The sequence below is a fragment of the Bradyrhizobium genosp. P genome (genome assembly GCF_049949265.1).
In the GTDB taxonomy this organism is placed as follows: Bacteria; Pseudomonadota; Alphaproteobacteria; order Rhizobiales; family Xanthobacteraceae; genus Bradyrhizobium.
The window spans coordinates 7,210,585-7,233,017 of sequence record NZ_CP188195.1 but is presented as its reverse complement, the minus strand read 5'-3'; the positions used below and the strand labels follow the sequence as shown (position 1 = coordinate 7,233,017).

27 protein-coding genes and 4 pseudogenes are annotated in these 22,433 nt (G+C 61.8%); 15 read left to right on the top strand and 16 right to left on the bottom strand.

Features of this window, described 5'->3' with window-relative positions; genetic code table 11:
* Window positions 1–211: 211 nt before the first annotated feature.
* Window positions 212–1,180 (top strand): ArdC family protein, encoded by a 969-nt coding sequence (locus ACP2YO_RS34750; RefSeq protein WP_426435615.1) that lies wholly within the window; start codon window positions 212–214, stop codon window positions 1,178–1,180.
* Here the strand turns inward: ACP2YO_RS34750 and ACP2YO_RS34745 are convergent.
* The 3 genes and pseudogenes from ACP2YO_RS34745 to ACP2YO_RS34735 form a co-directional block, all read right to left on the bottom strand.
* Window positions 1,062–1,940 (bottom strand): annotated as a pseudogene (locus ACP2YO_RS34745) (tyrosine-type recombinase/integrase); the annotation flags it as partial. The gene ACP2YO_RS34750 and the pseudogene ACP2YO_RS34745 overlap by 119 nt on opposite strands.
* Complete coding sequence (locus ACP2YO_RS34740; protein WP_426435614.1) at window positions 1,937–2,878, bottom strand: tyrosine-type recombinase/integrase; 942 nt, start codon at window positions 2,876–2,878, stop codon at window positions 1,937–1,939. The gene ACP2YO_RS34740 and the pseudogene ACP2YO_RS34745, both read right to left, overlap by 4 nt.
* The gene (locus tag ACP2YO_RS34735) at window positions 2,875–4,086 is read right to left on the bottom strand and encodes a tyrosine-type recombinase/integrase (protein WP_426435613.1); all 1,212 of its coding nucleotides are present in this window, start codon (window positions 4,084–4,086) and stop codon (window positions 2,875–2,877) included. The genes ACP2YO_RS34740 and ACP2YO_RS34735 overlap by 4 nt, the downstream gene beginning before the upstream one ends.
* Window positions 4,087–4,230: 144 nt before the next feature.
* Between ACP2YO_RS34735 and ACP2YO_RS34730 the strand changes: the two are divergent.
* Window positions 4,231–4,533 (top strand): annotated as a pseudogene (locus ACP2YO_RS34730) (zincin-like metallopeptidase domain-containing protein); the annotation flags it as partial.
* A 127-nt stretch (window positions 4,534–4,660) separates the two neighbouring features.
* Window positions 4,661–5,599 (top strand): annotated as a pseudogene (locus tag ACP2YO_RS34725) (ParB/RepB/Spo0J family partition protein); the annotation flags it as partial.
* Between the two features lie 8 nt (window positions 5,600–5,607).
* Here the strand turns inward: ACP2YO_RS34725 and ACP2YO_RS34720 are convergent.
* The gene (locus ACP2YO_RS34720; protein WP_426435612.1) at window positions 5,608–6,249 is read right to left on the bottom strand and encodes a protein-L-isoaspartate(D-aspartate) O-methyltransferase; all 642 of its coding nucleotides are present in this window, start codon (window positions 6,247–6,249) and stop codon (window positions 5,608–5,610) included.
* A gap of 216 nt (window positions 6,250–6,465) precedes the next feature.
* On the opposite strand from ACP2YO_RS34720, the gene ACP2YO_RS34715 reads away from it, so the two are divergent.
* Window positions 6,466–6,687 carry a hypothetical protein gene (locus ACP2YO_RS34715; protein ID WP_426435611.1) on the top strand — a complete coding sequence of 74 codons (222 nt, stop codon included), beginning with the start codon at window positions 6,466–6,468 and terminating at the stop codon, window positions 6,685–6,687.
* Between the two features lie 40 nt (window positions 6,688–6,727).
* Entirely contained in the window at window positions 6,728–7,195 is a 468-nt protein-coding gene (locus ACP2YO_RS34710; protein WP_426435610.1) for a hypothetical protein, read from the top strand.
* Between the two features lie 284 nt (window positions 7,196–7,479).
* On the opposite strand, the gene ACP2YO_RS34705 is transcribed toward ACP2YO_RS34710, so the two are convergent.
* Entirely contained in the window at window positions 7,480–7,671 is a 192-nt protein-coding gene (locus ACP2YO_RS34705) for a hypothetical protein (protein WP_426435609.1), read from the bottom strand.
* Between the two features lie 161 nt (window positions 7,672–7,832).
* Between ACP2YO_RS34705 and ACP2YO_RS34700 the strand changes: the two genes are divergently transcribed.
* Window positions 7,833–8,195, top strand: coding sequence for a PRC-barrel domain-containing protein (locus tag ACP2YO_RS34700; protein ID WP_426435608.1), 363 nt, complete (start codon window positions 7,833–7,835; stop codon window positions 8,193–8,195).
* Window positions 8,196–8,306: 111 nt separating this feature from the next.
* Complete coding sequence (locus ACP2YO_RS34695) at window positions 8,307–8,693, top strand: response regulator (protein ID WP_426435607.1); 387 nt, start codon at window positions 8,307–8,309, stop codon at window positions 8,691–8,693.
* A gap of 125 nt (window positions 8,694–8,818) precedes the next feature.
* Here ACP2YO_RS34695 and ACP2YO_RS34690 read toward each other — a convergent pair whose 3' ends face one another.
* Window positions 8,819–9,541 (bottom strand): Crp/Fnr family transcriptional regulator, encoded by a 723-nt coding sequence (locus tag ACP2YO_RS34690; protein ID WP_426435606.1) that lies wholly within the window; start codon window positions 9,539–9,541, stop codon window positions 8,819–8,821.
* Window positions 9,542–10,159: 618 nt separating this feature from the next.
* Here ACP2YO_RS34690 and ACP2YO_RS34685 point away from each other — a divergent pair.
* The 3 genes from ACP2YO_RS34685 to ACP2YO_RS34675 all read left to right on the top strand — a co-directional run bounded on the left by ACP2YO_RS34685 (window position 10,160) and on the right by ACP2YO_RS34675 (window position 11,971).
* Complete coding sequence (locus ACP2YO_RS34685) at window positions 10,160–10,375, top strand: hypothetical protein (protein ID WP_426435605.1); 216 nt, start codon at window positions 10,160–10,162, stop codon at window positions 10,373–10,375.
* Window positions 10,376–10,456: 81 nt separating this feature from the next.
* Complete coding sequence (locus ACP2YO_RS34680) at window positions 10,457–10,711, top strand: hypothetical protein (protein ID WP_426435604.1); 255 nt, start codon at window positions 10,457–10,459, stop codon at window positions 10,709–10,711.
* Between the two features lie 312 nt (window positions 10,712–11,023).
* Window positions 11,024–11,971 (top strand): L,D-transpeptidase family protein, encoded by a 948-nt coding sequence (locus tag ACP2YO_RS34675; RefSeq protein WP_426443382.1) that lies wholly within the window; start codon window positions 11,024–11,026, stop codon window positions 11,969–11,971.
* Window positions 11,972–12,047: 76 nt separating this feature from the next.
* Here ACP2YO_RS34675 and ACP2YO_RS34670 read toward each other — a convergent pair whose 3' ends face one another.
* The 6 genes from ACP2YO_RS34670 to ACP2YO_RS34645 all read right to left on the bottom strand — a co-directional run bounded on the left by ACP2YO_RS34670 (window position 12,048) and on the right by ACP2YO_RS34645 (window position 14,797).
* Window positions 12,048–12,260 carry a hypothetical protein gene (locus tag ACP2YO_RS34670; protein WP_426435603.1) on the bottom strand — a complete coding sequence of 71 codons (213 nt, stop codon included), beginning with the start codon at window positions 12,258–12,260 and terminating at the stop codon, window positions 12,048–12,050.
* 115 nt (window positions 12,261–12,375) lie between these two features.
* On the bottom strand, window positions 12,376–12,513 hold the full coding sequence (locus ACP2YO_RS34665; protein ID WP_426435602.1) for a hypothetical protein: 138 nt from the start codon (window positions 12,511–12,513) through the stop codon (window positions 12,376–12,378).
* Between the two features lie 207 nt (window positions 12,514–12,720).
* Window positions 12,721–13,251 (bottom strand): DUF3147 family protein, encoded by a 531-nt coding sequence (locus ACP2YO_RS34660; protein ID WP_426435601.1) that lies wholly within the window; start codon window positions 13,249–13,251, stop codon window positions 12,721–12,723.
* The gene (locus ACP2YO_RS34655) at window positions 13,248–13,595 is read right to left on the bottom strand and encodes a DUF3147 family protein (RefSeq protein ID WP_426435600.1); all 348 of its coding nucleotides are present in this window, start codon (window positions 13,593–13,595) and stop codon (window positions 13,248–13,250) included. Before ACP2YO_RS34655 ends, ACP2YO_RS34660 begins: the two co-directional genes overlap by 4 nt.
* Entirely contained in the window at window positions 13,592–14,305 is a 714-nt protein-coding gene (locus ACP2YO_RS34650) for a phosphatase PAP2 family protein (protein ID WP_426435599.1), read from the bottom strand. The genes ACP2YO_RS34655 and ACP2YO_RS34650 overlap by 4 nt, the downstream gene beginning before the upstream one ends.
* A 261-nt stretch (window positions 14,306–14,566) precedes the next feature.
* Window positions 14,567–14,797, bottom strand: coding sequence for a hypothetical protein (locus ACP2YO_RS34645; RefSeq protein ID WP_426443533.1), 231 nt, complete (start codon window positions 14,795–14,797; stop codon window positions 14,567–14,569).
* Here ACP2YO_RS34645 and ACP2YO_RS34640 point away from each other — a divergent pair.
* From ACP2YO_RS34640 to ACP2YO_RS34625, 4 genes and pseudogenes are all read left to right on the top strand, one after another.
* Window positions 14,687–15,356 (top strand): annotated as a pseudogene (locus ACP2YO_RS34640) (ISL3 family transposase); the annotation flags it as partial. The gene ACP2YO_RS34645 and the pseudogene ACP2YO_RS34640 overlap by 111 nt on opposite strands.
* Window positions 15,357–15,872: 516 nt before the next feature.
* The gene (locus ACP2YO_RS34635) at window positions 15,873–15,998 is read left to right on the top strand and encodes a hypothetical protein (RefSeq protein ID WP_426435598.1); all 126 of its coding nucleotides are present in this window, start codon (window positions 15,873–15,875) and stop codon (window positions 15,996–15,998) included.
* Window positions 15,999–16,052: 54 nt separating this feature from the next.
* Window positions 16,053–16,277, top strand: a complete 225-nt coding sequence (locus ACP2YO_RS34630) for a hypothetical protein (RefSeq protein ID WP_426435597.1) — start codon at window positions 16,053–16,055, stop codon at window positions 16,275–16,277.
* Between the two features lie 296 nt (window positions 16,278–16,573).
* Window positions 16,574–16,801, top strand: a complete 228-nt coding sequence (locus ACP2YO_RS34625) for a hypothetical protein (RefSeq protein ID WP_426435596.1) — start codon at window positions 16,574–16,576, stop codon at window positions 16,799–16,801.
* 564 nt (window positions 16,802–17,365) lie between these two features.
* On the opposite strand, the gene ACP2YO_RS34620 is transcribed toward ACP2YO_RS34625, so the two are convergent.
* The 3 genes from ACP2YO_RS34620 to ACP2YO_RS34610 form a co-directional block, all read right to left on the bottom strand.
* Entirely contained in the window at window positions 17,366–17,548 is a 183-nt protein-coding gene (locus ACP2YO_RS34620) for a hypothetical protein (protein WP_426435595.1), read from the bottom strand.
* 52 nt (window positions 17,549–17,600) lie between these two features.
* On the bottom strand, window positions 17,601–17,822 hold the full coding sequence (locus ACP2YO_RS34615; RefSeq protein WP_426435594.1) for a hypothetical protein: 222 nt from the start codon (window positions 17,820–17,822) through the stop codon (window positions 17,601–17,603).
* Window positions 17,823–18,342: 520 nt separating this feature from the next.
* Window positions 18,343–19,485 carry a Crp/Fnr family transcriptional regulator gene (locus tag ACP2YO_RS34610; RefSeq protein WP_426435593.1) on the bottom strand — a complete coding sequence of 381 codons (1,143 nt, stop codon included), beginning with the start codon at window positions 19,483–19,485 and terminating at the stop codon, window positions 18,343–18,345.
* Between the two features lie 20 nt (window positions 19,486–19,505).
* On the opposite strand from ACP2YO_RS34610, the gene ACP2YO_RS34605 reads away from it, so the two are divergent.
* Window positions 19,506–19,883 carry a response regulator gene (locus ACP2YO_RS34605; protein WP_426435592.1) on the top strand — a complete coding sequence of 126 codons (378 nt, stop codon included), beginning with the start codon at window positions 19,506–19,508 and terminating at the stop codon, window positions 19,881–19,883.
* 258 nt (window positions 19,884–20,141) lie between these two features.
* On the opposite strand, the gene ACP2YO_RS34600 is transcribed toward ACP2YO_RS34605, so the two are convergent.
* Window positions 20,142–22,433 carry a xanthine dehydrogenase family protein molybdopterin-binding subunit gene (locus tag ACP2YO_RS34600; RefSeq protein ID WP_426435591.1) on the bottom strand — a complete coding sequence of 764 codons (2,292 nt, stop codon included), beginning with the start codon at window positions 22,431–22,433 and terminating at the stop codon, window positions 20,142–20,144.

Here is a 22,433-nt window from a genome sequence, read left to right as displayed (position 1 = left end):
GCGCTATGCTGACCCTCCTGCGGGTGCCGTTTTTCTCTGGCTCCGCTCCGCTTCGCTTCGGCGCTCCGCGGAACCCCTGTTCAGAGATGACCTTCGTTCTCCGGTGGAGTCTCGCGTCAGCGCGCCTTGAGATTGAGAGTGCCGGCCGGGTTCGCCGTGACGGGTTGAGGGTTGGGAGAGAGGCTCCCGGCGCCCGTCGCGGAGAACCGCGATGCTTAGCCAGAAATCACACGCGCGCACCGGTCAGGGTCGGGCAAGCCTTTACACCGAAATCACCGACAAGATCATCGCCGAACTGGAGGCCGGCCGCATTCCTTGGGTGCAGCCATGGGGGACGGCGGCGATCAAGGCGCCACTCGGCATGCCGCGGAATGCCTCGACGCAGCGGGGCTATTCCGGAATCAATGTGCTGATCCTGTGGGGTACCGTTATTGAACGTGGCTTCTCCGGCCAGAGCTGGCTGACCTTTCGCCAGGCGCTTGGGCTCGGCGGCCACGTCAGGAAGGGCGAGCAGGGTACGACCGTCGTATTCGCCGATCGTTTCGTGCCGGAGGGCGAACGTCAGCGTGCCGCGGAAACCGGCGAAGAGCCAGGCGCGATTCCGTTCCTCAAGCGCTTTACCGTTTTTAACACCAACCAGTGCGACGGCCTGCCAGAGGGCGTCGGCGGCCCAGTTGTCCCGCCCCTCCCGGACCGGATTGAGCCGCAGGCAAGTGCCTTGATCGCGGCCACTGGCGCTGACTTCCGGATCGGTGGCGCGCGCGCCTACTACAACACGACTGGCGATTTCGTTCAGGTTCCACCACCGGCGGCGTATTTCGAGTCGATCAACTGGCATCGGACGGCGTTCCACGAACTTTCGCATAATGCCGCGATCCAGATTATGCCGCATGGCCTGCGCTGGAGGCCGGATAGCCCGGCATTGGCCATGCGGCTGTTCGGCATAATCAGAGCCCTTCCAGGAACGCGAGGAGTTGATCGTCAGGCCGGAACCGGCCCGGCGGCGTCGCTGGGGCGGCGACGCGCGCGAGCGCCTTTTCCTTCATCCGCATGTCGGCATGGATGTAGATCTGGGTGGTCTCGACGTTCTCGTGACCAAGCCAGAGCGCGATCACCGCTTGATCGACGCCGTGGTGGAGCAGGTCCATCGCCGTGCTGTGGCGCAGCGTATGTGGCGTGACCCGCTTGGTGCCGATGCTCGGGCACACGCGCGACGCCGTGAGGCAGTGCTTGCGGACCAGATGCTCAAGAGCGTCACGGCTCAGCCGTTCGCCCCGGATCGACGGGAACAGCGGCTTGCCTTCATCCTTGTCGGTGCCGATCCACGTCGCCAGCAGCTTGGCTGTCTCGCGGCGAAGCGGGGTGGCGCGCTCCTTCCGGCCCTTGCCCGTGCAACGGATGTGCGCGCCGGTCCCCAGCACGACATCGCCCCGCGTGAGGCCAACCAGTTCGGAAGCCCGCAGGCCTGTCTGGACCGCAAGCAGCAGCAGAGCATGATCGCGCCGCCCCGCCCATGTTGTACGATCTGGAGCCGCCAACAGCGCCGCCATTTCCTCAGCATCGAGGAACGTGACCGCACGCTTCACATAGCGCTTATTGGGCATGGCGAGGATGCGCTGGCAGTGCAGCAGCCGGGTCGGATCGGTCATCGCGACGAAGCGGAAGAACGATCGGATCGCGGCGAGCCGGGTATTACGGCTGCGAGCGCTATTACCCCGCGCGGCCTCGGTGTGGGCGAGGAAGTCCGCGACCAGATCGGCGTCGATGTCTTCGACCGTCAGGTTGACCGGCGGCTTTTTGCGGCGAGCGCTCGCATATCTGAGCAGCAGCCGGAACGTATCGCGATAGCCGGCGACCGTATGTCGGCTCGCCTCCAGTTGCGTGCAAAGCCGGTCGGTGAAGAAGCGCTGGATCAGCGCAGGCAAGGTGATAGCGTTCATTGTGCCGTCTCCCCGCCGCTCGCGGTGGCGCGGGCCATCGCCAGATCGAGCAGTTCCGGGACCGCCTCCAGATACCAGTATGTTCCGGAGGGGCTGCTATGACCCAGATAGGTCGTCAGCCGGATCATCTCGCGCGCTGGGTCCTTGCCGGTCCGGTACCAGTCGATCATCGTGCGCACGGCGAAGGTGTGGCGCAGGTCGTGGATGCGTGGCCCCCGGCCATGCCGATGGTATTGCTGCTCGGGTCGCAAGCCGATCTGCTGGCATACCTGCGCGAAGTTGTAGCGGGCCGTACAGTCGGTTAGCCGGGTCGCCTTGTCGGTTACGAACAGCGGCATTGCCGGACGACCGATCAACCGGTCGCGTTTGACGCGATAGTCGAGCAGTCGCTCGACGGTGCTGGGGTCGAGCGGCAGCAACCGTTCCTTGCCGTTCTTGCCCTGTCGGACGCGCAGCACACCATTATCGGCGTTAAGGTCGTCCCCATCGAGCGCGAGCGCCTCGCTGACGCGCAAGCCCGTGATGGCGATGAGTGCGAACAGCGTCGAGCAGGTCAGCCCGCGCAACCCGCAGATCGACGGCAGCGCCTTTGCGGCCGCGATAATCGAAGCGACCTCGGCATCGCTGTAGATATGCGGACGCGAGCGCATGACAGTGTCCGGCAACAGGCCCCATGGCGGGGGTTCATGCGCCGGATCGAAGCTGCTCAGCCACTGCGCGAAGAGGCGCACGGCGGTAAGCCGCGCCGATCGCGTCATGCTGTTGGCCTCGCCGAGCGTAGCGTGCCAGCGCAGGAACAGCGCCGTGTCGATATGCGTCGCGCGCTCGCGGTCGGCGAACCGCGTGAAGCGGCGAAGGATGCGCTCGCTGGTGCTCAGGTCGTAGCCGAGGAGGCGCCGCACAGCCAGATAGCGGTCGAGCTGGGAGGTGAGGCTCATTGCGCGCGCCCCGCCACGGGCCAGGGCATTGCCACCGACCGCAGCCCGTCGATGTCGAGACGGGCATATATCATGGTCGATGTGCGTGAGCGGTGCCGCAGCACATCGCCCACCTCGTCGAGCGATGCACCCGAGTTCACCAACTGGGTGGCAAGGCTATGACGCAGCAGGTGCGATCCCACATAGGGCGTTACCGGCTTCTGGCCAGTCGCCTTCAGCGCATCCTTGAGGACGGCGTTGACGATCTGGCTGTCCTTGAACGGACGGTGCGGCGCGCGATGGGTGACGAACATCGTGCGGCAGGATGCGGGTCCGCGTTCCTCGCGCAGATAGCGGCTGAGCGCCTCGCCAACCTCCGCGCTGATCGGCACGCGATCGTGGAGCTTCCCCTTGCCACGCACCAAGAGTTCGCCCGCGCGCCAGTCGATATCGTCCAGCTGGATCGCGATGACCTCGGCAGCACGCAAGCCGAGCCGGGCCATGATGAGCAGCATCGCATAGTCCCGAGCGCCGTGCCGGGGGTTGTCGCGCACGCAGGCGAGCACCGCCTCGACGCCCTCGGGCGATAGATGGCGCGGCAGTCGTGCGCCCCAGCGCTTCGCCGCCCTGGGCACGCTCAGCGCCAGATTGGTCGCTGTCGCGCCGCTGCCGAACAGATATTGCAGGAAGATACGAACGTGCGTCGCCACCGTTTTGTCGCGACGCGCGCCTGCCAACACATGCTCGACGAAGCTGATCACGTCGGCAGGCCGCAACCGCCCAGGATCAACCATCTCATCACCGAAGCGATGATCGAGGAACCGGTTGGCGAACCGTAGCGTGTGATAGATCGTCCGCGGGCTCAGGCCGCGATGCTTGACCAGATAGGTCTCGAAGTCCGCCAGCAGGGTCGCGCGCGCCTGCTGCGCCTCCGTCAACGGCACCGGCTGCGTCACGCCGATATCGAGCAGATGCTGCGCGAACCGGCGGCCCAACCTGTACGGCCATATCGTGCCGGTCTTCTTGCGCGGCACCTTCCGTCCCAGATGCTCGGCCATGTCGAGCGTCAACGCCGAGGGGCTGATGCCCTCGACATCCATCGCGTGACCCACCTTCCGCAGGATCGATTGGTAGGTCTTCACCGTGCCGGCGGTGTAATTCTCCGCCGCAAAACTCTCGGCGAACGAGTCCAGATACGGCTCGATGCAGGTCTGCATATATTGAGGCATGATCGTCGTGCTCCATGTTGTTGGAGCGACGAAGATTATGCCGAATGGGATTGGCGCGATCATACCGCCAACCGCGCCCCGTCGAGCAGATGCGGCATAATCCGGATCGCGGCATTATGGCCATTATGCCGATATCGGCATAATGGCCATTGGACTGGCGCTGGTTCCCGGCTCGGCCGGGATCTCTCGGGCTCGTTCGGCTCCAAATCCTACGCACGCGAGGAGTTGGTCGCGGAGATGGCCGGCGCGTTCGTCTGCGCCTCGCTTGGCATCGTGCCGACCGTGCGCCATGCCGACTACATCGGCTCGTGGCTGGAGGTGCTGCGCGAGGACAACCGCGCCGTCGTGCGCGCGGCGAGCGCGGCATCGAAGGCCGCCGATTTCCTGCTTGCCTTTCTACCGCACGTGATCGCGGTTGACGGCGAGGGAAATGAGGAGGCCGCGTGATGTATCTTCGGCCGTCTCGGCTTGCGCTCGCGGCGATGCATCGAAGAGTGAGAGAACGGCCGTGATTTTCGTGACGGGTTGGAGGTCGAGAGAGAGTCTTTCGACCGCCCGTCGCGGAGAATCCGACATGGTAAGCGCCGTTCAGAAGATCAAGCTCAGTCCGTCCAGGGACATCCCCTTCAACAAGCTGGTCTTGAGCCAGTCCAACGTTCGTCGCGTCAAGGCCGGCGTTTCGATCGAGCAATTGGCCGAGAGCATCGCGCAGCGCACGCTACTGCAAAGCCTCAGCGTCCGCGCCGTCGTCGATTCAGACGGCGCGGAGACCGGCATGTTCGAGGTTCCGGCCGGCGGTCGACGGTATCGTGCCCTTGAGCTTTTGGTGAAGCAGAAGCGGATGGCGAAGACGCAACCGGTCCCCTGTGTGATAAGAGACAGCGGTATTGCCGAGGACGACTCGCTCGCCGAAAACGATGAGCGGATCGGCCTGCACCCGCTCGATCAATTCCGCGCATTCCAGATCCTCCGTAAGGGTGGTATGAGCGAAGAGGACATCGCGGCGCGGCATTTCACGACGCCGGCGATCGTCAAGCAGCGGCTGCGTCTGGCTTCCGTGTCGCCGAAGCTTCACGACGTCTATGCCGACGACGGCATGACGCTGGAGCAGCTGATGGCTTTTTCCGTCACCGGCGACCAGGCGCGTCAGGAGCAGGTCTGGGACCATGTGAACCGGTCTCACCTCGATGAACCCTACCAGATCCGTCGGATGCTCACGGAAAATACCGTGCGAGCCTCGGACCGCCGCGTCCAATTCATCGGGCTCGATACCTATGAGCAGGCCGGCGGTCCGGTACTGCGTGACCTCTTCGAACATGACGATGGTGGTTGGCTGCAGGATGTCCCGTTGCTCGATCGTTTGGTGACCGAAAGGCTCAAGACCGAGGCCGAGACGATCGCAGCCGAGGGCTGGAAGTGGATCGCGGTTGCCGTAGACTTTCCCTACGGTCACACCAGCGGTCTGCGAGAACTCGACGGTCAGCCGGCCGAATTGACGGAGGAGGAGCGGGCGCGCGCCGGTCACCACGGCTCTCGATCCGCATGACGGCGCGAACGACCGTCCGGCTCGCGTGTCAGCTTCGTCAGCCACTGCACATCGTCAGGATCGCCAAGCGGGATAAGAAGTCGTCCCGACTGAGCTAGTTGAGCCTTGAGAGCCGGGGGTATCTGTGCGCTCGCGGCCGACACCAGGATCACGTCGAACTCGCCGCCGTCCGGCCATCCTGCGGTCCCGTCGGCCTGACGTAGATCCACGTTTCGGCAACCGAGATGCCGAAGACGCGATCGGGCGCGCTGCACCAATGCTTGATGGCGCTCGATCGCGCAAACCTCCCGCCCGAGCTTGGTGGCGAGTGCCGCCAGATAACCCGAACCCGCGCCGATCTCCAGCACCCGGTCTAACTTAGCGATCGCGGCAGCCTCAAGCATCTTGGCGACAATGTAGGGCTGAGAGATGGTTTGCCCTTTCCGGATCGGTACGGCGCTGTCCTCGTACGCGGCCTCCGCGAACCGCCGATCAAGGAAAATTTCGCGGGGCACCTGCCGCATCGCCAACAGGACCCGCCTGCTGCGAATGCCGCGGCTGGCGATCTGCACGTCGACCATCGCGTCGCGGAGGAAGCGGGACCTCTTGGACCGTTTGCTCTCCTTGACCGCCCGCATGACCTCTCCGAGCATGAATGATTTCACTCTAACGGATGGAAAACTCGGAGGCCCGCGACTTGCTCCTTGACGAGAGGGTTGGGGAGCGGTCGCCGGCGAGACCGAATTCGCTGCCGACGAGCGAATCGCGGGGCTGCAGTCAGGAACGTGCTCGCAGGAGGAACGACCGCCTCCGCATCGAATTGATCTCGCGGAAACTGAACCCGGAGAAAGCTCATGAAATGGATCTTCACCGCGGTATGCGTGGCTATGGCGCTGACTTCGACCTCTGGCGCGGACGCGAATGGCTGCATCAAGGGCGCCATCGTCGGCGGCGTCGCCGGCCACGTGGCGGGACACGCCAAGCTCGGCGCTGCCGCCGGCTGCGTGATCGGCCATCATGAGGCGAACAAGAACCCGAACAATTCGAATGCTCAGGCGCCGTCGGGCCAGAAGTGACCTTCTGGATCAGGTCTCCATGAGTGCTGGAGGAGGCGCGATGAAATCGACAGTATCAGCGGTCGTCCTTGGACTTGTCACTTTGACCGCCGCGGCCTTTGCGCAACCGGTGAGGTGGACGACCTATTCCATCCCGCAGACCGGTACCTCTGTCGATTTCCCGGCGTCGATCTTTACCGACGAAGCGGGCCGGCCTGACGGCTACGGACAGCGATTTCGGACGGCCGACGGCCGAGCCGACCTTACGATACAGGCCGCCCCCAACGTCTCGAACGATTCACCCGCTGCATTTCTCGCAAAGAAGCATCCGCCCGCGCGCATTCAGTACAAGCGAACGACGCCTCGGTTTTTCGCGGTGTCCAGCTATAAGGGCGAGAAGGTCTGGTACGACCGGTGCAACTTCTCGGGTGGATTGATTCACTGCGTCCTGATCAACTACCCGGCGAGCGAAGAGCGCGAGTGGGACGATATCGTAACGCGGATCAGCCTCTCGCTGCGCGGCAGGTAAGTCGGGTGCGGGATGGGTCTCGCGAGCGCGCCGGGGAGGCGGCGCGTGACTCCGCGAGGATAAGGGGGTCCAGTCGGCGCGCAGAAAAAGACGGTAAATTCTGAGAGGCCGCAGCCTTTGGCTATCCTCGCGAGCGCTAGTTCTGAATAGCGAGTCGTAAAACCTTTGGTTATCCGCGACAGGCGCCGTAGTTCAACGGCGGGCGACGGTCCCTGCAGTTCAATGGGGCAGCACGATTACGAAGCCCCCTGACTCGGCGATCCGCTGGGCTGGCTGATCTGTGCTTACGCGGTAGCCGCCGCCCGCCCGACGTCGGTGATGCGGTATTCGATCTCTCCCGATGGAAGCGGTTCGGTTTCCACGAGACCCAGCTCCACGAGCCGCGCTACGATTTCATGGTCGAACGTCGGCGGACTAACCCAGGATTCGCCAAGGAGCTTCCTCAGAAATTCGCGTTCCAGATCGGTTAGCTCCATCCTCGGCCTCCGCTTGTCAACTTGTTCCGGCAGGCATTGCCGCCGCGTCATCCGGTCCGGCCGTTCGATGTCTGGAAGACCAACATTTTGCCGCGGACTCTGCCGGGAACGGAGACATCGTGGTCCCGTTTACTTCCCAAGACAACCTCCAGGAGGTCAACATGGCCATGGAAGATCGCGAGACGTTCAGCCTGATCGGCAGCGACAAGGTGGAGGGCACGAACGTGTACGGGGCCAATGGGGAAAAGGTCGGCTACATCGAGCGCGTCATGATCGACAAGGTCAGCGGCAAGGTGTCGTACGCAGTGCTCAGCTTCGGCGGTCTGCTCGGCATCGGTGACGACCACTATCCGCTGCCCTGGCAGACGCTGAAATACGACACCAACCTCGGCGGCTACGTCACCGGCATCACGCAGGACCAACTCCGCGGCGCCCCCAAATACGCCGACGAGAGCAGTTGGAATTGGAGCGATCCCGCGACCACCCGGTCCGTGAACGCCTATTACGATGTGCCGGTGGCTTGAGGCGGCTCGACACTTTGGCGGCTGGCTGCCGACGGCGAAGCTCGCTCCTCTGCCCGACCGCGGGCCGACGCACCGCCGCCCGCCCTAGCTCGATCGCGGAGGAGACTTGAAGTGAGTGATGCCGTTCGTGTTCTGGTCGCGGAGGATGAAGATCTCATCGCCAGGTTCGTCGAGGACGCTTTGTCCGACGGCGGTTTCGAGGCCTGCTCGGTCCATTCGGGGGAGGTGGCCCTGTCCACGTTTCGCGGGGGCCGCGAGGGATGTCGGGTCCTGCTGACCGACGTCAACCCGGGCGGTGGCATAAGCGGCTGGGAACTGGCGCAGCAGATCAGGGAAATCTCGCCTGGCTTTCCTGTAATCTATATGACGAGCGCCAGCGCGCCGGACTGGAAATCGCAGGGCGTCGACGGCAGCGTCCTGATCCAGAAGCCCTTCGCGCCGGCGCAATTGGCTGCCGCGGTCTCGCAGCTGCTAGATACCGGGGCCTCACCGGCTTGAACCGCACTCGAGACCTTTCCGGGCTCCGGAGTGCCTTGGATTTCATATCCGCGGCAGAGAAACCTTTCCATACCGACCCGACCGGCGTCTTGAAGAACTGCGTCTCGTCGGCGGGGAGGGCGATCTCAGTGCATCTGCTCGTCATGCAAGTAGGCGGCGTCGAACTGCCCGACCACCACCAAACCGGCCTGGTCCAATATCGTGAGCATGCCGCCATGCACCTCCATCAGGCCCATCTCGCGCAGCTCCTTCAGTACGCGGTTGACGTGCACGACCGAGATTCCAAGGGCCTCGCCCATCTGGTGCTGCACGATCGGCCACCGAAACGAACCGCCATCGACCATGCCGACGGCATCGAGCCGTCGTTGCATCTCGAGTACGAAGTGGGCGAGGCGCCCGAGAGATTCCCGCTGTCCGAGATTGACCATCCACTCCCTGAAAATCGCGGAGTCGATCAGGGTGTCCCTCCAGAGCACTTCCGCGACGTTCGCCCGGCTGCGCACCAATCGCCGCAGGGCGGCGTGCGGGACAAAGCCGGCTGTGCACGGCGTCATCGCGATGAGGTCGTGGTCCATGAGGCGAAGGTGAAGGCTCTGCAGGTCGGGCATATCGCCGGGAATGTGCACCGAAAGGATCTGGCGGTCGCCATCCGAGGTGTTCTTCGCGCGATAGATGAATCCTTCGATGCAGAGACAGCAGGAGGTCGCGAGTTCGCCTTCGCTTGCGATCGTTTCGCCGCTCGACAATTGTTTGACCGCGATAGGAAGGGACCGGATCCCGCTGATGTCCTCGACGTCGAGCTTCGCGCCGATCCCGAGCTTTCTGACGAGTGCGCTGGTGATATCCATGGTTCGTCTCCGGACGGAGGAGCGAACGCGACGACTCCTCGCTGCAGGCGGGAGCGTAAAGCACTCTCAGCCACCGGCGCCTTTTGCCGAGCCAGTGATGGCGCCAGTGTAGGACCACGTGCGGCCGATACCCAGTCTTTCCTCGCTCCAGGTCTAGCTACTTTCGGAGTTGTTCCGGGCACGGCGACAGCCGATCACCTTCCGGCACCGGATGGAGCGAGCGTGCCGGCCATTGTTCCACGGGCGGCTGAAAAAAACCCGGAACCACGCGGGCCATGTGGAGGGAACGCCTGCCGCAGCCGGTCCATTGACCCTGAGAGCTCTATCCGCTCTTGTTCGAATCAGGTTTCCGCCGCCGATACGCTACCTTCTGGCGGCTTCGATCCGCGTGGGATCTTCTCGAATTTGAGGCTTATCGTCTCGTCTGGTGCCGCGGCGGCAGCTCTAGAACGGCCGAAGACCGCGTCGTTCCATTTGGTGTTCGCAGATGCCCGACAGGTTGCCGGGGAAAGCGGGGAAAACGTCGGCGCGACGCTAGTCCGGGAGCTTCATCGGCCTCATCCTGCATCGCTGAAAATTTGAGCAGCCCAGTTCGCCCTTTGAATTTCGAGCATTCCGATGAAAACACTCGACGAGCGCACATCGGCCAACCTGAACGTCGTCTTGGACGACGCGTGCAGGACGCTGCCGAACTCCGGTGGGGACCACGAGAGTAGGAAGTTCGTTGCTGGGAAGCTGCTGCGCGCCGCCCGACGCGGAAAGCGGACGCTGGGGGCGCTCCAGGTGGTTGCACGCGATGCGATGCAAGCGCTCTTGCGCGGACGCGCGGCCTAGCGATTCCTTGCAGCTGTTGTCCTCCGGCCACCATCCGGTCGATGCATCTGAGCTACGCTCGCTGGTGGGGGTCTTAGTAAAATGTATGACGTCTACTTGAGCGGCGGCGACCTGCTGGTCGTTTCGCGCGGAAATTCTATCCCTTCGGGCATCACCGGAAGCTGGCGCAAGAAGAAGCGCGTCGCCCGGTCGGTAAGCGCCGACATTCGTGATGACGTCCTGCTTCGGGGCTACCATCGCCGGACGCTGGCGAAGAAGCCGACCGCTTCGAGCGCTGCGAAGCCACGGCAGTCCGGATTCGGCCATCCCGTCGCGACGCGGCTGAACCAAGTTTAACTGAGCCGGCTCGGCTGGCAGTCACGGGGGCTTCTTGCGCCGATTGCGCCACAAACGCCCAAGCCCGCACGCGATAATTACCTAAAAGGCGGGTGGTCTGGATCGTTGCGGCTCATTCGCGTCTTGCATCGGAGTCCGTTGACACGGCGGTTAGGCAGACCGCAACGACGACCTCGGCCGTAAAACGGTTTTGACCGCGAAGTTGAACGAGGAACAGAGGGGCAGGCCGCCCGTTTGCATGAGTGTCTTTCCTGGAAACGTGGACTTGCAGGCATGAAGCCTTACCCCGCGACGTGCCTCTTTATCGGATTCATGATTGCATCTGCGACAGGCTCTGCGCTCGGCGCCGAGTTCAACGTGTCCGCGATCAATTCCTCCGTTCCATCGAAGAAGACGTTATCCAACGAGAAGCCGACGCCGGCAGGCGTCCGGCTGCAAGTCCTCCTCGATAGGGCCCACTTCTCGCCGGGCGAGATCGACGGCAAGTTTGGAGACAACGCCAAGAAGGCGCTGCGTGCTTACGAAAAAGCGCACGGCCTGCCGGAATCGGACGAGGTCACTGACGACGTCTGGAAGATACTCGCTACGGATGACCGGCCGGTAACCGCGAGTTACACCGTTGAACAAAAGGACGTCGCGGGCCCATTCCTTCGCAAGCTGCCGACCAAGATGGAGAACATGAAGGATATCCCGAAGCTGGCCTACACCAGCCCGCGAGAAGGCTTGGCCGAGAAATTCCATATAAGCGAGGATCTACTGGCCGCCTTGAATCCCGGCGGGCATATTGCGCGGCCTGGAGACACCGTCGTCGTGGTCGACACCGGCACTGACCAGAACCAGGAAAAGGCGGACAGGGTCGAAGTCGACAAAACCCGGCAGACGGTGAAGCTTTTCGACAAGTCAAGCGCAATGATCGGTTTCTTTCCGGCGACTGTCGGCAGTGAGGAGAAGCCGTCGCCTTCCGGCTTGCTGAAAATAACCGAAATCGACCGCAATCCGGTTTACCATTACAACCCGGCCTATCACTTCAAGGGCGTCCATACCCGCAAGCCGTTCACCATCAGGCCTGGTCCAAACAATCCTGTGGGCACTGTTTGGATCAATCTCTCAGGCGAGGGATACGGCATCCATGGCACCCCCTCGCCCGGGAAGGTTTCCAAATCGGAGTCGCACGGCTGCGTCCGGCTCACGAACTGGGATGCCGAACGCGTCGCCGAACGGGTATCAAAAGGCACGCCGGTCTCGTTTGTCGATGATTGAAGTTCTTGCGCGCGTGCCACCGAAGACATGTCGATCGCCAGGAGCGGTCCGGCTCATGCGCTTCGGCTTCGCCTTCTTAGCCGGATACAGGACGCTTGCGGCTTGCGCTTGATATGAGCGCCAGCAGTACGGTCAGCACCATGAAGACAACAGAGGCGCCGAACACCCTATGCGGCATGTGCTGTTCCATGAACCAGCCGAACAGCAGCGGGCTGACGATACCGCCGAAATTGAAGCGGGTGAGACGATGCAGAAGGCGCGGCCCGTGGCCCAGATCGGCTATCGACAAAGACCTGACGGCGCGAGGGACCCCCGTTAGCTGCAGGTCACAGCGGCACTGCTTGTCAGATCTCTTTGCGAGAACGGTGTGCAGCGGTATTAGCGCTGCGGAGGGCTTCACGTGCTCAATGCGGCTTCCTCGGATGCAGGGTTCGGGGATGCCGGTCGTGCAGCAGGCGCGCGAGTTCCTCACGCTCTGTGTCGAGCCCCTTCATTGCCGTCTCGAACAGCGCTTCCTGGATGTCGCGCGGCAGTCGCCCCACAGGTCCATCGCCGCCCCCCCAGCAGGGTGGCGAAGTGTTCTTGCCCATCCGTCATTTGGTCCTCCGAATGCTGTCAAGCACGAGAACGGCGACCAAGGGGAAGGCGTTCCATTCCGCTCTTGCGACACGATACGTCTAATACTGACCTCATCGGCCCAGCCACAAGTCGACGACCGAATTCGCAATACGGTGCCCGGGCAACCGCGCTCAACGCGAGGGCCTAGAGCGTGACCCGATGCCGCTGGTCCCATTGGCCCGTACGACGCCACCACCGTCCCGAGTTGCGGTTGTCTCCGAGGTTATTCCGCTCTGCACCGAGCGCCAGCTTCGGCGTACGTACCAGCCCGTCACCGCCACCAGCATCCATGCTGCCGACGCACCGATAAAGGCGCTCGTGATGCTGGCCTTCACCGTAAGCGAAAACACGATCGCGAAGGCCAGCAGTCCGAGTGCACCCAACGCGGCGCCGGCGGCATCGAGCGCAGCCGCCTCCTTACCGCGTCGTTTACCGGGAACGCCGGCCTCCCTCTTGCGGCGGATTTGATGCGCCTCGATCAACGTGGCGCTGGCGCAAAAGATGGCCGGAACGGCCAGGAAGAGGCCCCCGATGGAGGTTCCGAAACGGCTGCTGATGAGCCCCGTGACCACCGTCGCGACGCCGCCGAGCACGAAGCGGATCAGGTATTCGTACCAGCGGCCTTCCCGCAGCGAAGACGGGGAAAAGTGGAACGGGGTCATGTCTGGACCCCGGTGAGGTTCAGAAGGCCCACCGCCACGATCAGCCAGACCACCAGCGAGAGCAACGTCGCGCTCGTGGCTCCCAGTCGTGTGCGAATGAGCAGATGGCAGACGGCGACGCTGTACACGGCGAGCGCAATCGCCCCCGCCATCATCCCTCGGCTCTGCACGGCCGCATAATCGACGCCGTGCCGGTACAAGGCGATACCGAGGGTAGCGAGCGCGACAGAGGGCGCCGCTCCGAACAGCCCCGCGAAGCTCTTGGGACGTAGAATGTCGCCGATCATCGCGAAAGCCGACACCACGAACCCTCCTAGCAAAAAGCGGATGACATATTCCGTCATTTCGCTTTCTTCCGGAGTTGGGATACGTGACTGCCGGTGCCGTGTGTCCCAGGTATCTGCTTGCCCCCCAAGCCTTTGGTGCGCTCGGCCCGCTCCGAAGCTTCGGCGGGATAGCCGGTCTGCAGCCTGAGCGCCCGCTCCAGGATCGCTCCCAGCGCAAAACCGGCGACGACATCGCTCGCCCAATGCGCCAGCACCAGGATTCGCGTCAGCGAGAGGCCGACCGCGAGGGCCCGCACCGCTCGTCGTGGGCCCGTCGGCAATGCACCGGCCGCAGATGCAAGCGCGCCCATGTGCAGCGCGTGACCGGAAGGAAAGGCGTCCTGGCGCTTGCCCGACAGTTCGATTCCATGGAGGTGCCCAACCACGGTCCGGCGGTCCGGACGGGTCTGGTTGAAGAAAAGCTTCAATCCATGCGGGAGCAATGACGCAGCGACCGTGACCAGCAGAGCGTGACTGCCGGCTCGCCGCAGCGGCTCGCTGCGTCCGCGCGAGGCGATCCAGCCAGCAGCGGCCAGAAGCAGCAGGATTTTCTCGTCCGCGCCCCAAGTCAGGACGCGGGCGATCTCCTCCGATGCAGGCGCCGTATCGCGGGCGATCGCATCCGCGATTGCGACATCAACTTCCGTCGGCCTAACCGTTATCGGAAGGGGAATGCTTGTTGCCCGGCGCCCGAGGCCGAGGGCTTGAATTGCAGTTTCCGTTTGCATCGCACCGGGTTTCGGAACCTAAGTAGGTTTGCAACGCGCCACTCGCCCGAGGGTTCATTGTTATGTCATAAAATTGTCATCTCGGCTTCGCGCAGTGACCTTCCGTGGGCGCATAACGGATCGAACCTGGACCTCTCCCGTACAATTGGATGAAGCGTAAACCGAAATCACGCGCCTGAAGAAGTGCGTCGTCAAGCGAGATCACCGAACCGTGTCCGCGCCGAGAGATCGCTCGCCTGAAGAGCAAGCAGAGCTGGATAATTAGTTCGCAACGCGACAATGCGCGCCCAAGACAAACAGTGGCGGCTGAACGGCGAAGAGCATGTTCGCAAGAGGTAAGTCACGCTTGAGCAGCTGCCTGGCTCTGTCGAAGAACGGCGTATCAAGCAGATCGTGCGCCAGACTGGCCATAGCAGGAAGCTCGTACGGCAGGTGATCCGTGGCGAACGGAACGATGTCTTCCGGACCCGGCAAAGTTCGCTGGACTTGCATTTACCATGGCTCGACGATCAGTGGGCGTCGGACTGTCGAAACGGGGCTGAACTTTGGCGCCGCTTGACGGCGCGTGGCTTCCGAGACTCGCTTCGCGTCATCAGCGAATGGACGACCCGCAGACGAATGGACGACCCGCAGACGACGGGCTGAAAGGGCCGACGCACAAAACCTTCAGCGGATTCCGTCGGCCAGAACGATTACGCGCCTCATGACCATCGGGCGGGATTTGCTTACGAAGGCTGAGACCGTCACGGTCGCGGCGATCGAAGCTGGCGTACCAAACCTGGTCGAGGCGCGCGAGATCATCGCCGAATTCCACGTGATGATCCGGCGCAAGGGACTCACCCCATGGATCGAGCGCGCCCGCGCCAGTCTCGTGGCTTCGTTCGCCAACGGCGTCGCCAAGGATGAGGCGGCAGTGCGGGCGGCGATCACTTCGCCGTGGTCCAACGGGCAGACTGAAGGTCAGATCACGCGCCTCACACTCGTCAGACGTCAAATGTACGGTCGCGGGAAAATCGATCTGCTTCAAGCCAGACTAATCGGCGCAGAATAATCGGAGCAGCGTCAGAGCCAATATTGTGCGCCGATTAACAGCATGTAACCGTGTTCGACAAATCGGCACGCAAGGACCGCACCTTTGAGCGCGTCGACCCAGTTCGGTCCAAATTCTGCTGCGGCTGATCCGTTTTTCATTTGGAAATGGCTTACAACCTATTGAGATTATTGGAGCGCGTTTCGGTCATTATTTCCAAATGCGCGTTGAAATACTTGAATAATCAAAACGGATTTATATTCTGCGAGACGCCGCGCATGCTATCGACGGCACACCAAAGGCCAAGTTAGCGTGGGATCGCTTTCCGACTGAGACCCCCTCAGAGCCCACGTTGCATCGCACCCAGTTCACGTCGGGCGCTAGAATGTGATTGCAAAGTGAAAATTTCCGGCTCTAAATATGGGAGTTGGAATTTGCTCTCAGACGTGCACCACCATGTCCGAAACGCAGTCAACGCCATCCGTCCTTCCGCCTCGGGCGATGCAGCATCCCCGCTGCCTTAGATGCCAAGTCCGCATGACCGTACTGCACGTGGTCGAGGCCAGGCCCGGCTTCGAGCACTGGACATTGCGCTGCACCAAGTGCGGAAACGTCCAAGACGTTCAGGTGCAGGCCGACCCGCTTAGCTCCGAGGCGATGTGATGGATCGGCAGCGCCGAATTCGTCCCACCGAAGTGATTGTTCAGGAGGTCGATCATGGCGATTGCAGAAAGGTTTGACAGTCGGACCTTTGCCAACATGGATGTCGCACTGGAAAGGGCCTGTCAGCATTTGCCGAAGGGCACCGATAATCATGCGGCGCGCCGTTACATCGCGCGCAGGATTATCAAACGCGCGGCGAGTGGAGATCGAGCTTTGGGGGGCCTGACCGAAGCCGGGCGATTGGCGGCATGGGAGCTTATGTCAAGCAAGGCTGCCTAAGATGGCCGCCGGGACGTGGGGATCAGATGCCGTACGAAATGTCCCACGCTAACTTGGCCTTTGGTACGCCGTCGATCGCCTATAACGTGGCGTCTCCACGGAATAAAGCTGCCGCCAGCTCCCCGACGAGACAGTGTTCGGACGCTTCGAGACTGATGTGAACCCGAACCGAAAATAATTCGCAATCAACCGCGCCATTCGCTGCCGCGAGAACGTAAAAATTAGTTCTGAGTCATAATCATGATAACTCCGATGCAAAAACAAAAAATAAGGTGGGAAAACGACGGGAGGATCGCATGGAAACCGCACGCCGCTTGCGCGCGATGGCGTCGCTGTGCCGACAGAGTGCCGCATACAATTCTGACAGAAGCTGGAAGCTGCTCGCGGAGGCAGAGTACTGGGATCACCTGGCGGCTGCTGCACTCTCAGAACACTTCAAGGAATGCACTGCCACCAGCGCGAACAACCTCGCGCAGCTCGCCAACGCGAATGATACGGGAGGGGAACCGATTGCAGTCGCGTGAGTACTCTCACCCGAGCGACTTGGCGACTGCGCTTTTAGTTCCAAGCGGGTTGGCATGAGATGCAGCGGCGGCCTCACCGAAGCTGCAATTCCTTGATCGCCAAGGCCGAAATCTGTGCAGGGTCCATGATGCCGGTTTGCGCGATCTTGATTATCTTCTTCGCGATCATTTCCGTTAAGGGATCAAAGGCATCAACAAATCACGCGCCGCGACATCGCAATGCGCAATGAATGTCTCAACTGCTTCCTCACTGGTGCAGATCAACATTGCCAGCTCGCGCGCCTGACGGCAATCGTCGCCTGCAGACCGAGTGGCATCATCATCCAAGAGCATCCGCTCAGCAGGCCGACCAGCGCAGCGAAGCACTTACCCGACACGCAGCCCTCGTCACCACGGGACTCGTAAATCACGACCGTTCGGCCATATTGGTTGACCGTCTGCTCAGCACCACAAGCGGCGCGAGAGCGGACACCTGCTGACCAACGCGATGGGCCAGTAGGTGACAGCAACAGGTGGCGCGGGTCGCGGACTGAGGCGGTCCTTACTTTTAGGGCTGAGCGCCTCTCAGTGCTTCTTTCCACCCGGAATGATAACCAGCTCTACCCAGTTCGCATCACGCACAGTCACTTCACGCCCCGTGCTTTCTGCGATCCGTCGCGCGACCTCAAAAGCTTTTTCTTCATCGACAATTTCCAGAACGACGAACGAGCGCGCAGATACGCCAGTGCCAGTAAGTATCAGGGACACATTGGGTCTCCTTCCGTTCCGCAGCCATGCCCCACGGTCTACCGTCGCTTGGTCACCGAACTTCCGGTTCCTTGATCGCCTGAGCCGAAATCTCTGCGGGGTCTTCGACACCCGTTTGAGCGACCTTGATAATCGTCTTCGCGATCATTTCCGTGAGCGGGTCGTCACGGTCCTTGACGCAGAGCGTATGCAGCGCTTGCTCGTAAGCCGTCATGATGCGGCTAGAGATCTTCGGCTCAAACGGGCGGTCTCTTAATAGTCGATCGATAATCATTCTCACCGTCCCAAGTCGGGCTCGAATGTCGCGATCATGCGACCTGATCGCCATAGCTCGATGGCTTTGGTCGTCAGGGGATCAAGGGAGCCCTCGACTTCTATTTAGCCTAGCAGCGGCCTTACCCTTCTGATCGGTCAGCAAGTTTTAGATGGCTTAGGAGGCTGCAGCCCGGGCGATGTCAACCATTCGCTGATGTGAGCGGCGGTGCCGGCTTGTCGGGCTCGCCGCAGAAGCAGTTCGCGGGCTGTGCCGGGAGGAAGCTGATCTGCTGCCTCTTTGAAGCGTTGAGCCTCTTCTGCTAGCCGTTGTTCAAAGGTCTGCTCGTGTTCGATCCGTCTGCGCTGTTGAACCATTGGGTCCTCTCCAGCCCTTACTACCTTGCCCGCGGGCAATTAAAGACCCTTTGGGGTCGGGCGTCTGTCCGGTGGCCGACAAAGATCGGGCTGCTGCAGCGGATTGTGGGTTTCGTCAAGACCCCGCCGCTCGAGCCGCGGCGACTTCATACAGCTCGCTCCGCTCAGTTGGTCAGAGTGGCCTCATATTCGACGAGCGTCCGATAGCATTCACAGGACATCCGCTCGAGCGCGCCGCGGTCCAATATCTTAATGACGCCTCGCGCGTAGGTGATTATGCCTTGATCCTGTACCTTGATGGCGACCTCTGTCACCGACGTCCTTCGCACTCCGAGCATATCGGCAAGGAGCTCTTGCGTCAGCATGACGGTATCGCTTGCCGCGCGGTCGGCCGACTGCAATAGCCAACGGCAAAAGCGTTGGTCGATTGGATGCAGTGCATTGCAGGCTGCCGTAATGCGAGCTTGGGTTAAGAGGACCTCGTTATAGCCTATGCAGAGGTCTCGTATCGCTTGGCTTGAGGTGACTGACCTCCTGAAAGCTGCTGAGGGTATCCTGCTGGCTGTCATTGGTAGTTGAACGTTCACTCGGACAAGGGATTTGTAGAGACCCAATCCAGCCATTGCACCAACTACGCCTTCGCGGCCGACGGTCGCGGTCTCGATGGCCTTGCCGTCGCGCATTACGGCGAGCAACGAAAACATGCCGTTGTGAGGGAAATAGACCTGTTCGACCTCGCCGCCTGCTTCGTAGACGGAATGGCCTTGCGGCAACACAACTGTTATTAGGTGGGTGGCGAGCACGTCAAACTCGCGGCGCGGCAGTGATGCGAGCAGCTTGTTGTCCAGCGGAGTGGTTGAAGGCGCGTGCACCTGCGGTATCCTTGCCCGATCGGTCGGGCGATTTACCGCAAGGGGTAGGGTGCGAGCTCCGAGGGGACGCGCCGCGCGGGAAAAGAATACGTTATGACGACCGGCGGCCGTTGTCCGTCCGGTTTCCGTCTCAAGACCAAGCTTCGGCCGAGTGGCGTTCAGGTGCCTGCCTATAAGGACACCGGTGCTTTCTGTCGGACAAACGTGGTCGTCAGAGCCCTCATCTGTCGGAAGTCCGACATTGTCATTGGGCAGACGCGCCTGTTTCTGACGCAGCTTTGGTACTTCTTCCCTTGTATCGGGCGCTTCCAGGAACAAATAGTCAACAAGCGAATTGCCACACCAACACCGCCTATGTCCGATTTCCGACATTAGGAATTGGGTGAAGCGCACCTGCGGCAGAAACGCGGGTCTCAAAGCGCCAATTGCCATCATTCTACAATCAGTAGGGTCCGATGCAGCAATTAGCTGGCCGTCGCCCGGTCGTGCTCGTCGTCGAGGACGAGGCACTTTTGCGATGGCATGCCGTAGCGATGATCGAGGATGCCGGGTTCGACGTGATCGAGGCGGCAAACGCGGCCGAGGCCATTCTCGTGCTCGAAGCACGAACAGATATTCGCGTGATCTTCACCGACATTCAGATGCCAGGTTCGATAGACGGCCTGCGGTTAGCCCATCTGGTCAGAAACCGCTGGCCACCGATCAAGATCATCGCGACCTCAGGTCGACTCAGGCTTTGTGACTATGAGCTCCCCGAGGGCGGACGGTTTTTGCCCAAGCCCTACACCGTGGCGGAGATCACGGGGACACTGCGCGAGCTAACGGGAGGATAGGCGTGCGGTGTGATTCGGCGCCATCCAATGACCCCCGCGCACACCAATGATGTCAGTGCCTTAACGTGCCGATCGGCGTCCGGACCCCACGCCGATTCACAATTAGCGATCGAACCGTCGAGAACGGAAAGCGTCAAAGAGCCAAATCGTGCCGGCGGCCCAGCAGCGAGGCCCGTCTTGCTCTGTCGTTGTTGCTTGTGCCAATGACCACCGGTTTCAGGATCCTGGTGAATCCCCGATCAGAAGGGACAGCCGATCTCAAATATCCAGTTGCTCGAGCCTTACGGGTAGTTTTCGAAGCCGCTGACCCGTCGCGTGGAAAATCGCGTTGCAGACTGCGGCATTGGTGCCGACATTGCCGAGCTCGCCGATCCCTTTCACGCCCGCCGGATTGATGTGATCGTCCTGCTCCGGCAGCATGATCACTTCGACACTCGCAACGTCGGCGTTTACCGGAAGCAGGTAGTCGGCCAGATTGTCGTTGACGTAGCGGGCATAGCGTTCGTCCATCTCGGTTGCCTCGTGGAGTGCCGATGACATTCCCCAAATGAGGCCACCCATCAGTTGGCTGCGGGCGGTGCGAGGGTTCATGACGTGACCCGCTGCGAAGGCACCAAGCAGCCGTGGCACTCTAATCTCGTGGGTCCACCTGTTGATCCGAACCTCGACGAATTCTGCCCCGAACGCGTAGGCGATCTTGTCCTTCATCTCCGGACCGCCGACCATCCTCATTTGACCCTTGTTCATGGCGCGAAACGCGTCCATCGGTGCCCCATCCGGCTTCCACTCGCCGTATTCCTCGATCACGCTGACCCCGAGCGCATCGAACGCGCGTTCATAGTCGATCGGGCGATCGCCTTTCGCTGCGCGGGTGACCGGAGTTTGCCCCGCGCCCACCGTTTCCTTCGCGTTATCGATCAGGGTCTCGTTCGGCATCGTCGCCTTGAACAGCTTATGCCGGATCTGCTCGCAAACCATGATGACGGTCGAGCAGGTGCTCGCCGTCGAGTTCGAGCCGCCTGCCACCGGTGCCGGCGGGAGATCGCTGTCGCCGATGAAAACCGACACCTTCTCGACTGGAACGCCAAGCTTTTCGGCGGCGGCCTGACCGATCACAGTGTAGGCGCCGTTGCCGATCTCATGGCCGGCGATCTGCACTCTCACCTTACCGTCGCGCTGCAGGCGCACGCGGGCGGCAGCCGGCGCCATCTGCGTCGGGTAGGAACTGGTCGCACAGCCGTATCCGACCAGCCAATCTCGGTCAGCCATCGACTTCGGCTCTGCCTTCCGCTGCGACCATCCGAAAGCTTTCGCGCCCTCGTCGAAGCACGCCATGAGAGACCGAGACGTGAAGGAGTTGCCCTTGATCGGCTCTTTCATGGTGTCGTTGACGCGCCGAAGCTCGATTGGGTCCATTTTCAGTTCATAAGCGAGCTCGTCCATCGCGCTTTCCAACGCGAACATGTAGGGTACTTCAGGTGGTGCTCGCATGAAACCGGGCGTGTTGCGATCGGCCCGCACGATCGACACCAGGCTGTCGACGTTGGGGCAGGCGTACATGCGTGTCGTTGTTTTGGTACCGCCGACGGCGTAGGGGTCCGGTCGGGACGAGATCTCCCAGCCTTCGTGGCGGAGCGAAGTCAGCTTGCCATCGCGGCTGGCCCCAAGCTTGATCCGGTGACGAGTCTCGGCGCGGAACGTGGCGATGGTGAAGCCTTGGTCTCGGGTGGCGACCAGCTTGACAGGGCGCCCGAGCCGCCGGGCGATCGAGGCGATGATCGCCGTCCGAGGCGTCATGGATCCCTTCGAGCCGAAAGCGCCGCCGACGTATGAGTTGATGATTCTGACCTTGTCGGCATCGATATCGAGTTGTTCGGCGACGCCGTTCTTGAGCCCGTGGACGTACTGCGTCGGCTCGTAGATCGTCAGATTGTCGCCGTTCCAGGCGCAGGTAGTGGCGAACAATTCCATCGGATTGTGATGCTGCGGCGGCGTTTCATACTCGGCGGTGATCTTGACCTCGGCCGCCTCGAACGCTTTGGCGAAGTCGCCAACCTTGGGGTCTTCCTTGAATTGGGCCAACTGACCTTTCGCGGGGGCGGTTGTGGTGCCCGGCGAGCCGAATGTCGTCGTCGGAATGGCGGCGGTATAATTGACAGTCACAGCGTACGCCGCTTGTCGGGCGGCCTCGAAGGTCTCGGCCAGCACGACGGCGACGATCTGGCCTGCCTGCGCGATGTCTGGCGACTTCAGCGGCTGAATGGTGCTGGACGAATAGCCGCCGTTGCTGAACAGCTTTGCTTCCTTCAACTTCTCGGCATTCTCATGGGTGACGATGTCGACCACGCCGCGAACCTGCTTGGCGGCAGACAGATCGAACCCCTCGATGCGTCCTTTCGCGATCGAACTAGTAATGAGATAGGCATAGACGGGGTTCATCAGCGCCACATCTGCGCCGTACTGCGCCTTGCCGGTCACCTTGGCGACGGCGTCGTAGCGCGGAATGGGCTGGCCCATGTTGGCCTTCGGCTCGGGCGCGGCGACCGACAT

Bases quoted from the DNA above. Each gene is read 5' to 3' on its own strand.
- ACP2YO_RS34750 (WP_426435615.1), top strand. From the start codon at position 212: ATGCTTAGCCAGAAATCACACGCGCGCACCGGTCAGGGTCGGGCAAGC.
- ACP2YO_RS34740 (WP_426435614.1), bottom strand. From the start codon at position 2,878: ATGAGCCTCACCTCCCAGCTCGACCGCTATCTGGCTGTGCGGCGCCTC.
- ACP2YO_RS34735 (WP_426435613.1), bottom strand. From the start codon at position 4,086: ATGCCTCAATATATGCAGACCTGCATCGAGCCGTATCTGGACTCGTTC.
- ACP2YO_RS34720 (WP_426435612.1), bottom strand. From the start codon at position 6,249: ATGCGGGCGGTCAAGGAGAGCAAACGGTCCAAGAGGTCCCGCTTCCTC.
- ACP2YO_RS34715 (WP_426435611.1), top strand. From the start codon at position 6,466: ATGAAATGGATCTTCACCGCGGTATGCGTGGCTATGGCGCTGACTTCG.
- ACP2YO_RS34710 (WP_426435610.1), top strand. From the start codon at position 6,728: ATGAAATCGACAGTATCAGCGGTCGTCCTTGGACTTGTCACTTTGACC.
- ACP2YO_RS34705 (WP_426435609.1), bottom strand. From the start codon at position 7,671: ATGGAGCTAACCGATCTGGAACGCGAATTTCTGAGGAAGCTCCTTGGC.
- ACP2YO_RS34700 (WP_426435608.1), top strand. From the start codon at position 7,833: ATGGCCATGGAAGATCGCGAGACGTTCAGCCTGATCGGCAGCGACAAG.
- ACP2YO_RS34690 (WP_426435606.1), bottom strand. From the start codon at position 9,541: ATGGATATCACCAGCGCACTCGTCAGAAAGCTCGGGATCGGCGCGAAG.
- ACP2YO_RS34685 (WP_426435605.1), top strand. From the start codon at position 10,160: ATGAAAACACTCGACGAGCGCACATCGGCCAACCTGAACGTCGTCTTG.
- ACP2YO_RS34680 (WP_426435604.1), top strand. From the start codon at position 10,457: ATGTATGACGTCTACTTGAGCGGCGGCGACCTGCTGGTCGTTTCGCGC.
- ACP2YO_RS34675 (WP_426443382.1), top strand. From the start codon at position 11,024: ATGATTGCATCTGCGACAGGCTCTGCGCTCGGCGCCGAGTTCAACGTG.
- ACP2YO_RS34660 (WP_426435601.1), bottom strand. From the start codon at position 13,251: ATGACCCCGTTCCACTTTTCCCCGTCTTCGCTGCGGGAAGGCCGCTGG.
- ACP2YO_RS34655 (WP_426435600.1), bottom strand. From the start codon at position 13,595: ATGACGGAATATGTCATCCGCTTTTTGCTAGGAGGGTTCGTGGTGTCG.
- ACP2YO_RS34650 (WP_426435599.1), bottom strand. From the start codon at position 14,305: ATGCAAACGGAAACTGCAATTCAAGCCCTCGGCCTCGGGCGCCGGGCA.
- ACP2YO_RS34645 (WP_426443533.1), bottom strand. From the start codon at position 14,797: ATGCAAGTCCAGCGAACTTTGCCGGGTCCGGAAGACATCGTTCCGTTC.
- ACP2YO_RS34635 (WP_426435598.1), top strand. From the start codon at position 15,873: ATGACCGTACTGCACGTGGTCGAGGCCAGGCCCGGCTTCGAGCACTGG.
- ACP2YO_RS34630 (WP_426435597.1), top strand. From the start codon at position 16,053: ATGGCGATTGCAGAAAGGTTTGACAGTCGGACCTTTGCCAACATGGAT.
- ACP2YO_RS34625 (WP_426435596.1), top strand. From the start codon at position 16,574: ATGGAAACCGCACGCCGCTTGCGCGCGATGGCGTCGCTGTGCCGACAG.
- ACP2YO_RS34615 (WP_426435594.1), bottom strand. From the start codon at position 17,822: ATGATTATCGATCGACTATTAAGAGACCGCCCGTTTGAGCCGAAGATC.
- ACP2YO_RS34610 (WP_426435593.1), bottom strand. From the start codon at position 19,485: ATGATGGCAATTGGCGCTTTGAGACCCGCGTTTCTGCCGCAGGTGCGC.
- ACP2YO_RS34605 (WP_426435592.1), top strand. From the start codon at position 19,506: ATGCAGCAATTAGCTGGCCGTCGCCCGGTCGTGCTCGTCGTCGAGGAC.
- ACP2YO_RS34600 (WP_426435591.1), bottom strand. From the start codon at position 22,433: ATGTCGGTCGCCGCGCCCGAGCCGAAGGCCAACATGGGCCAGCCCATT.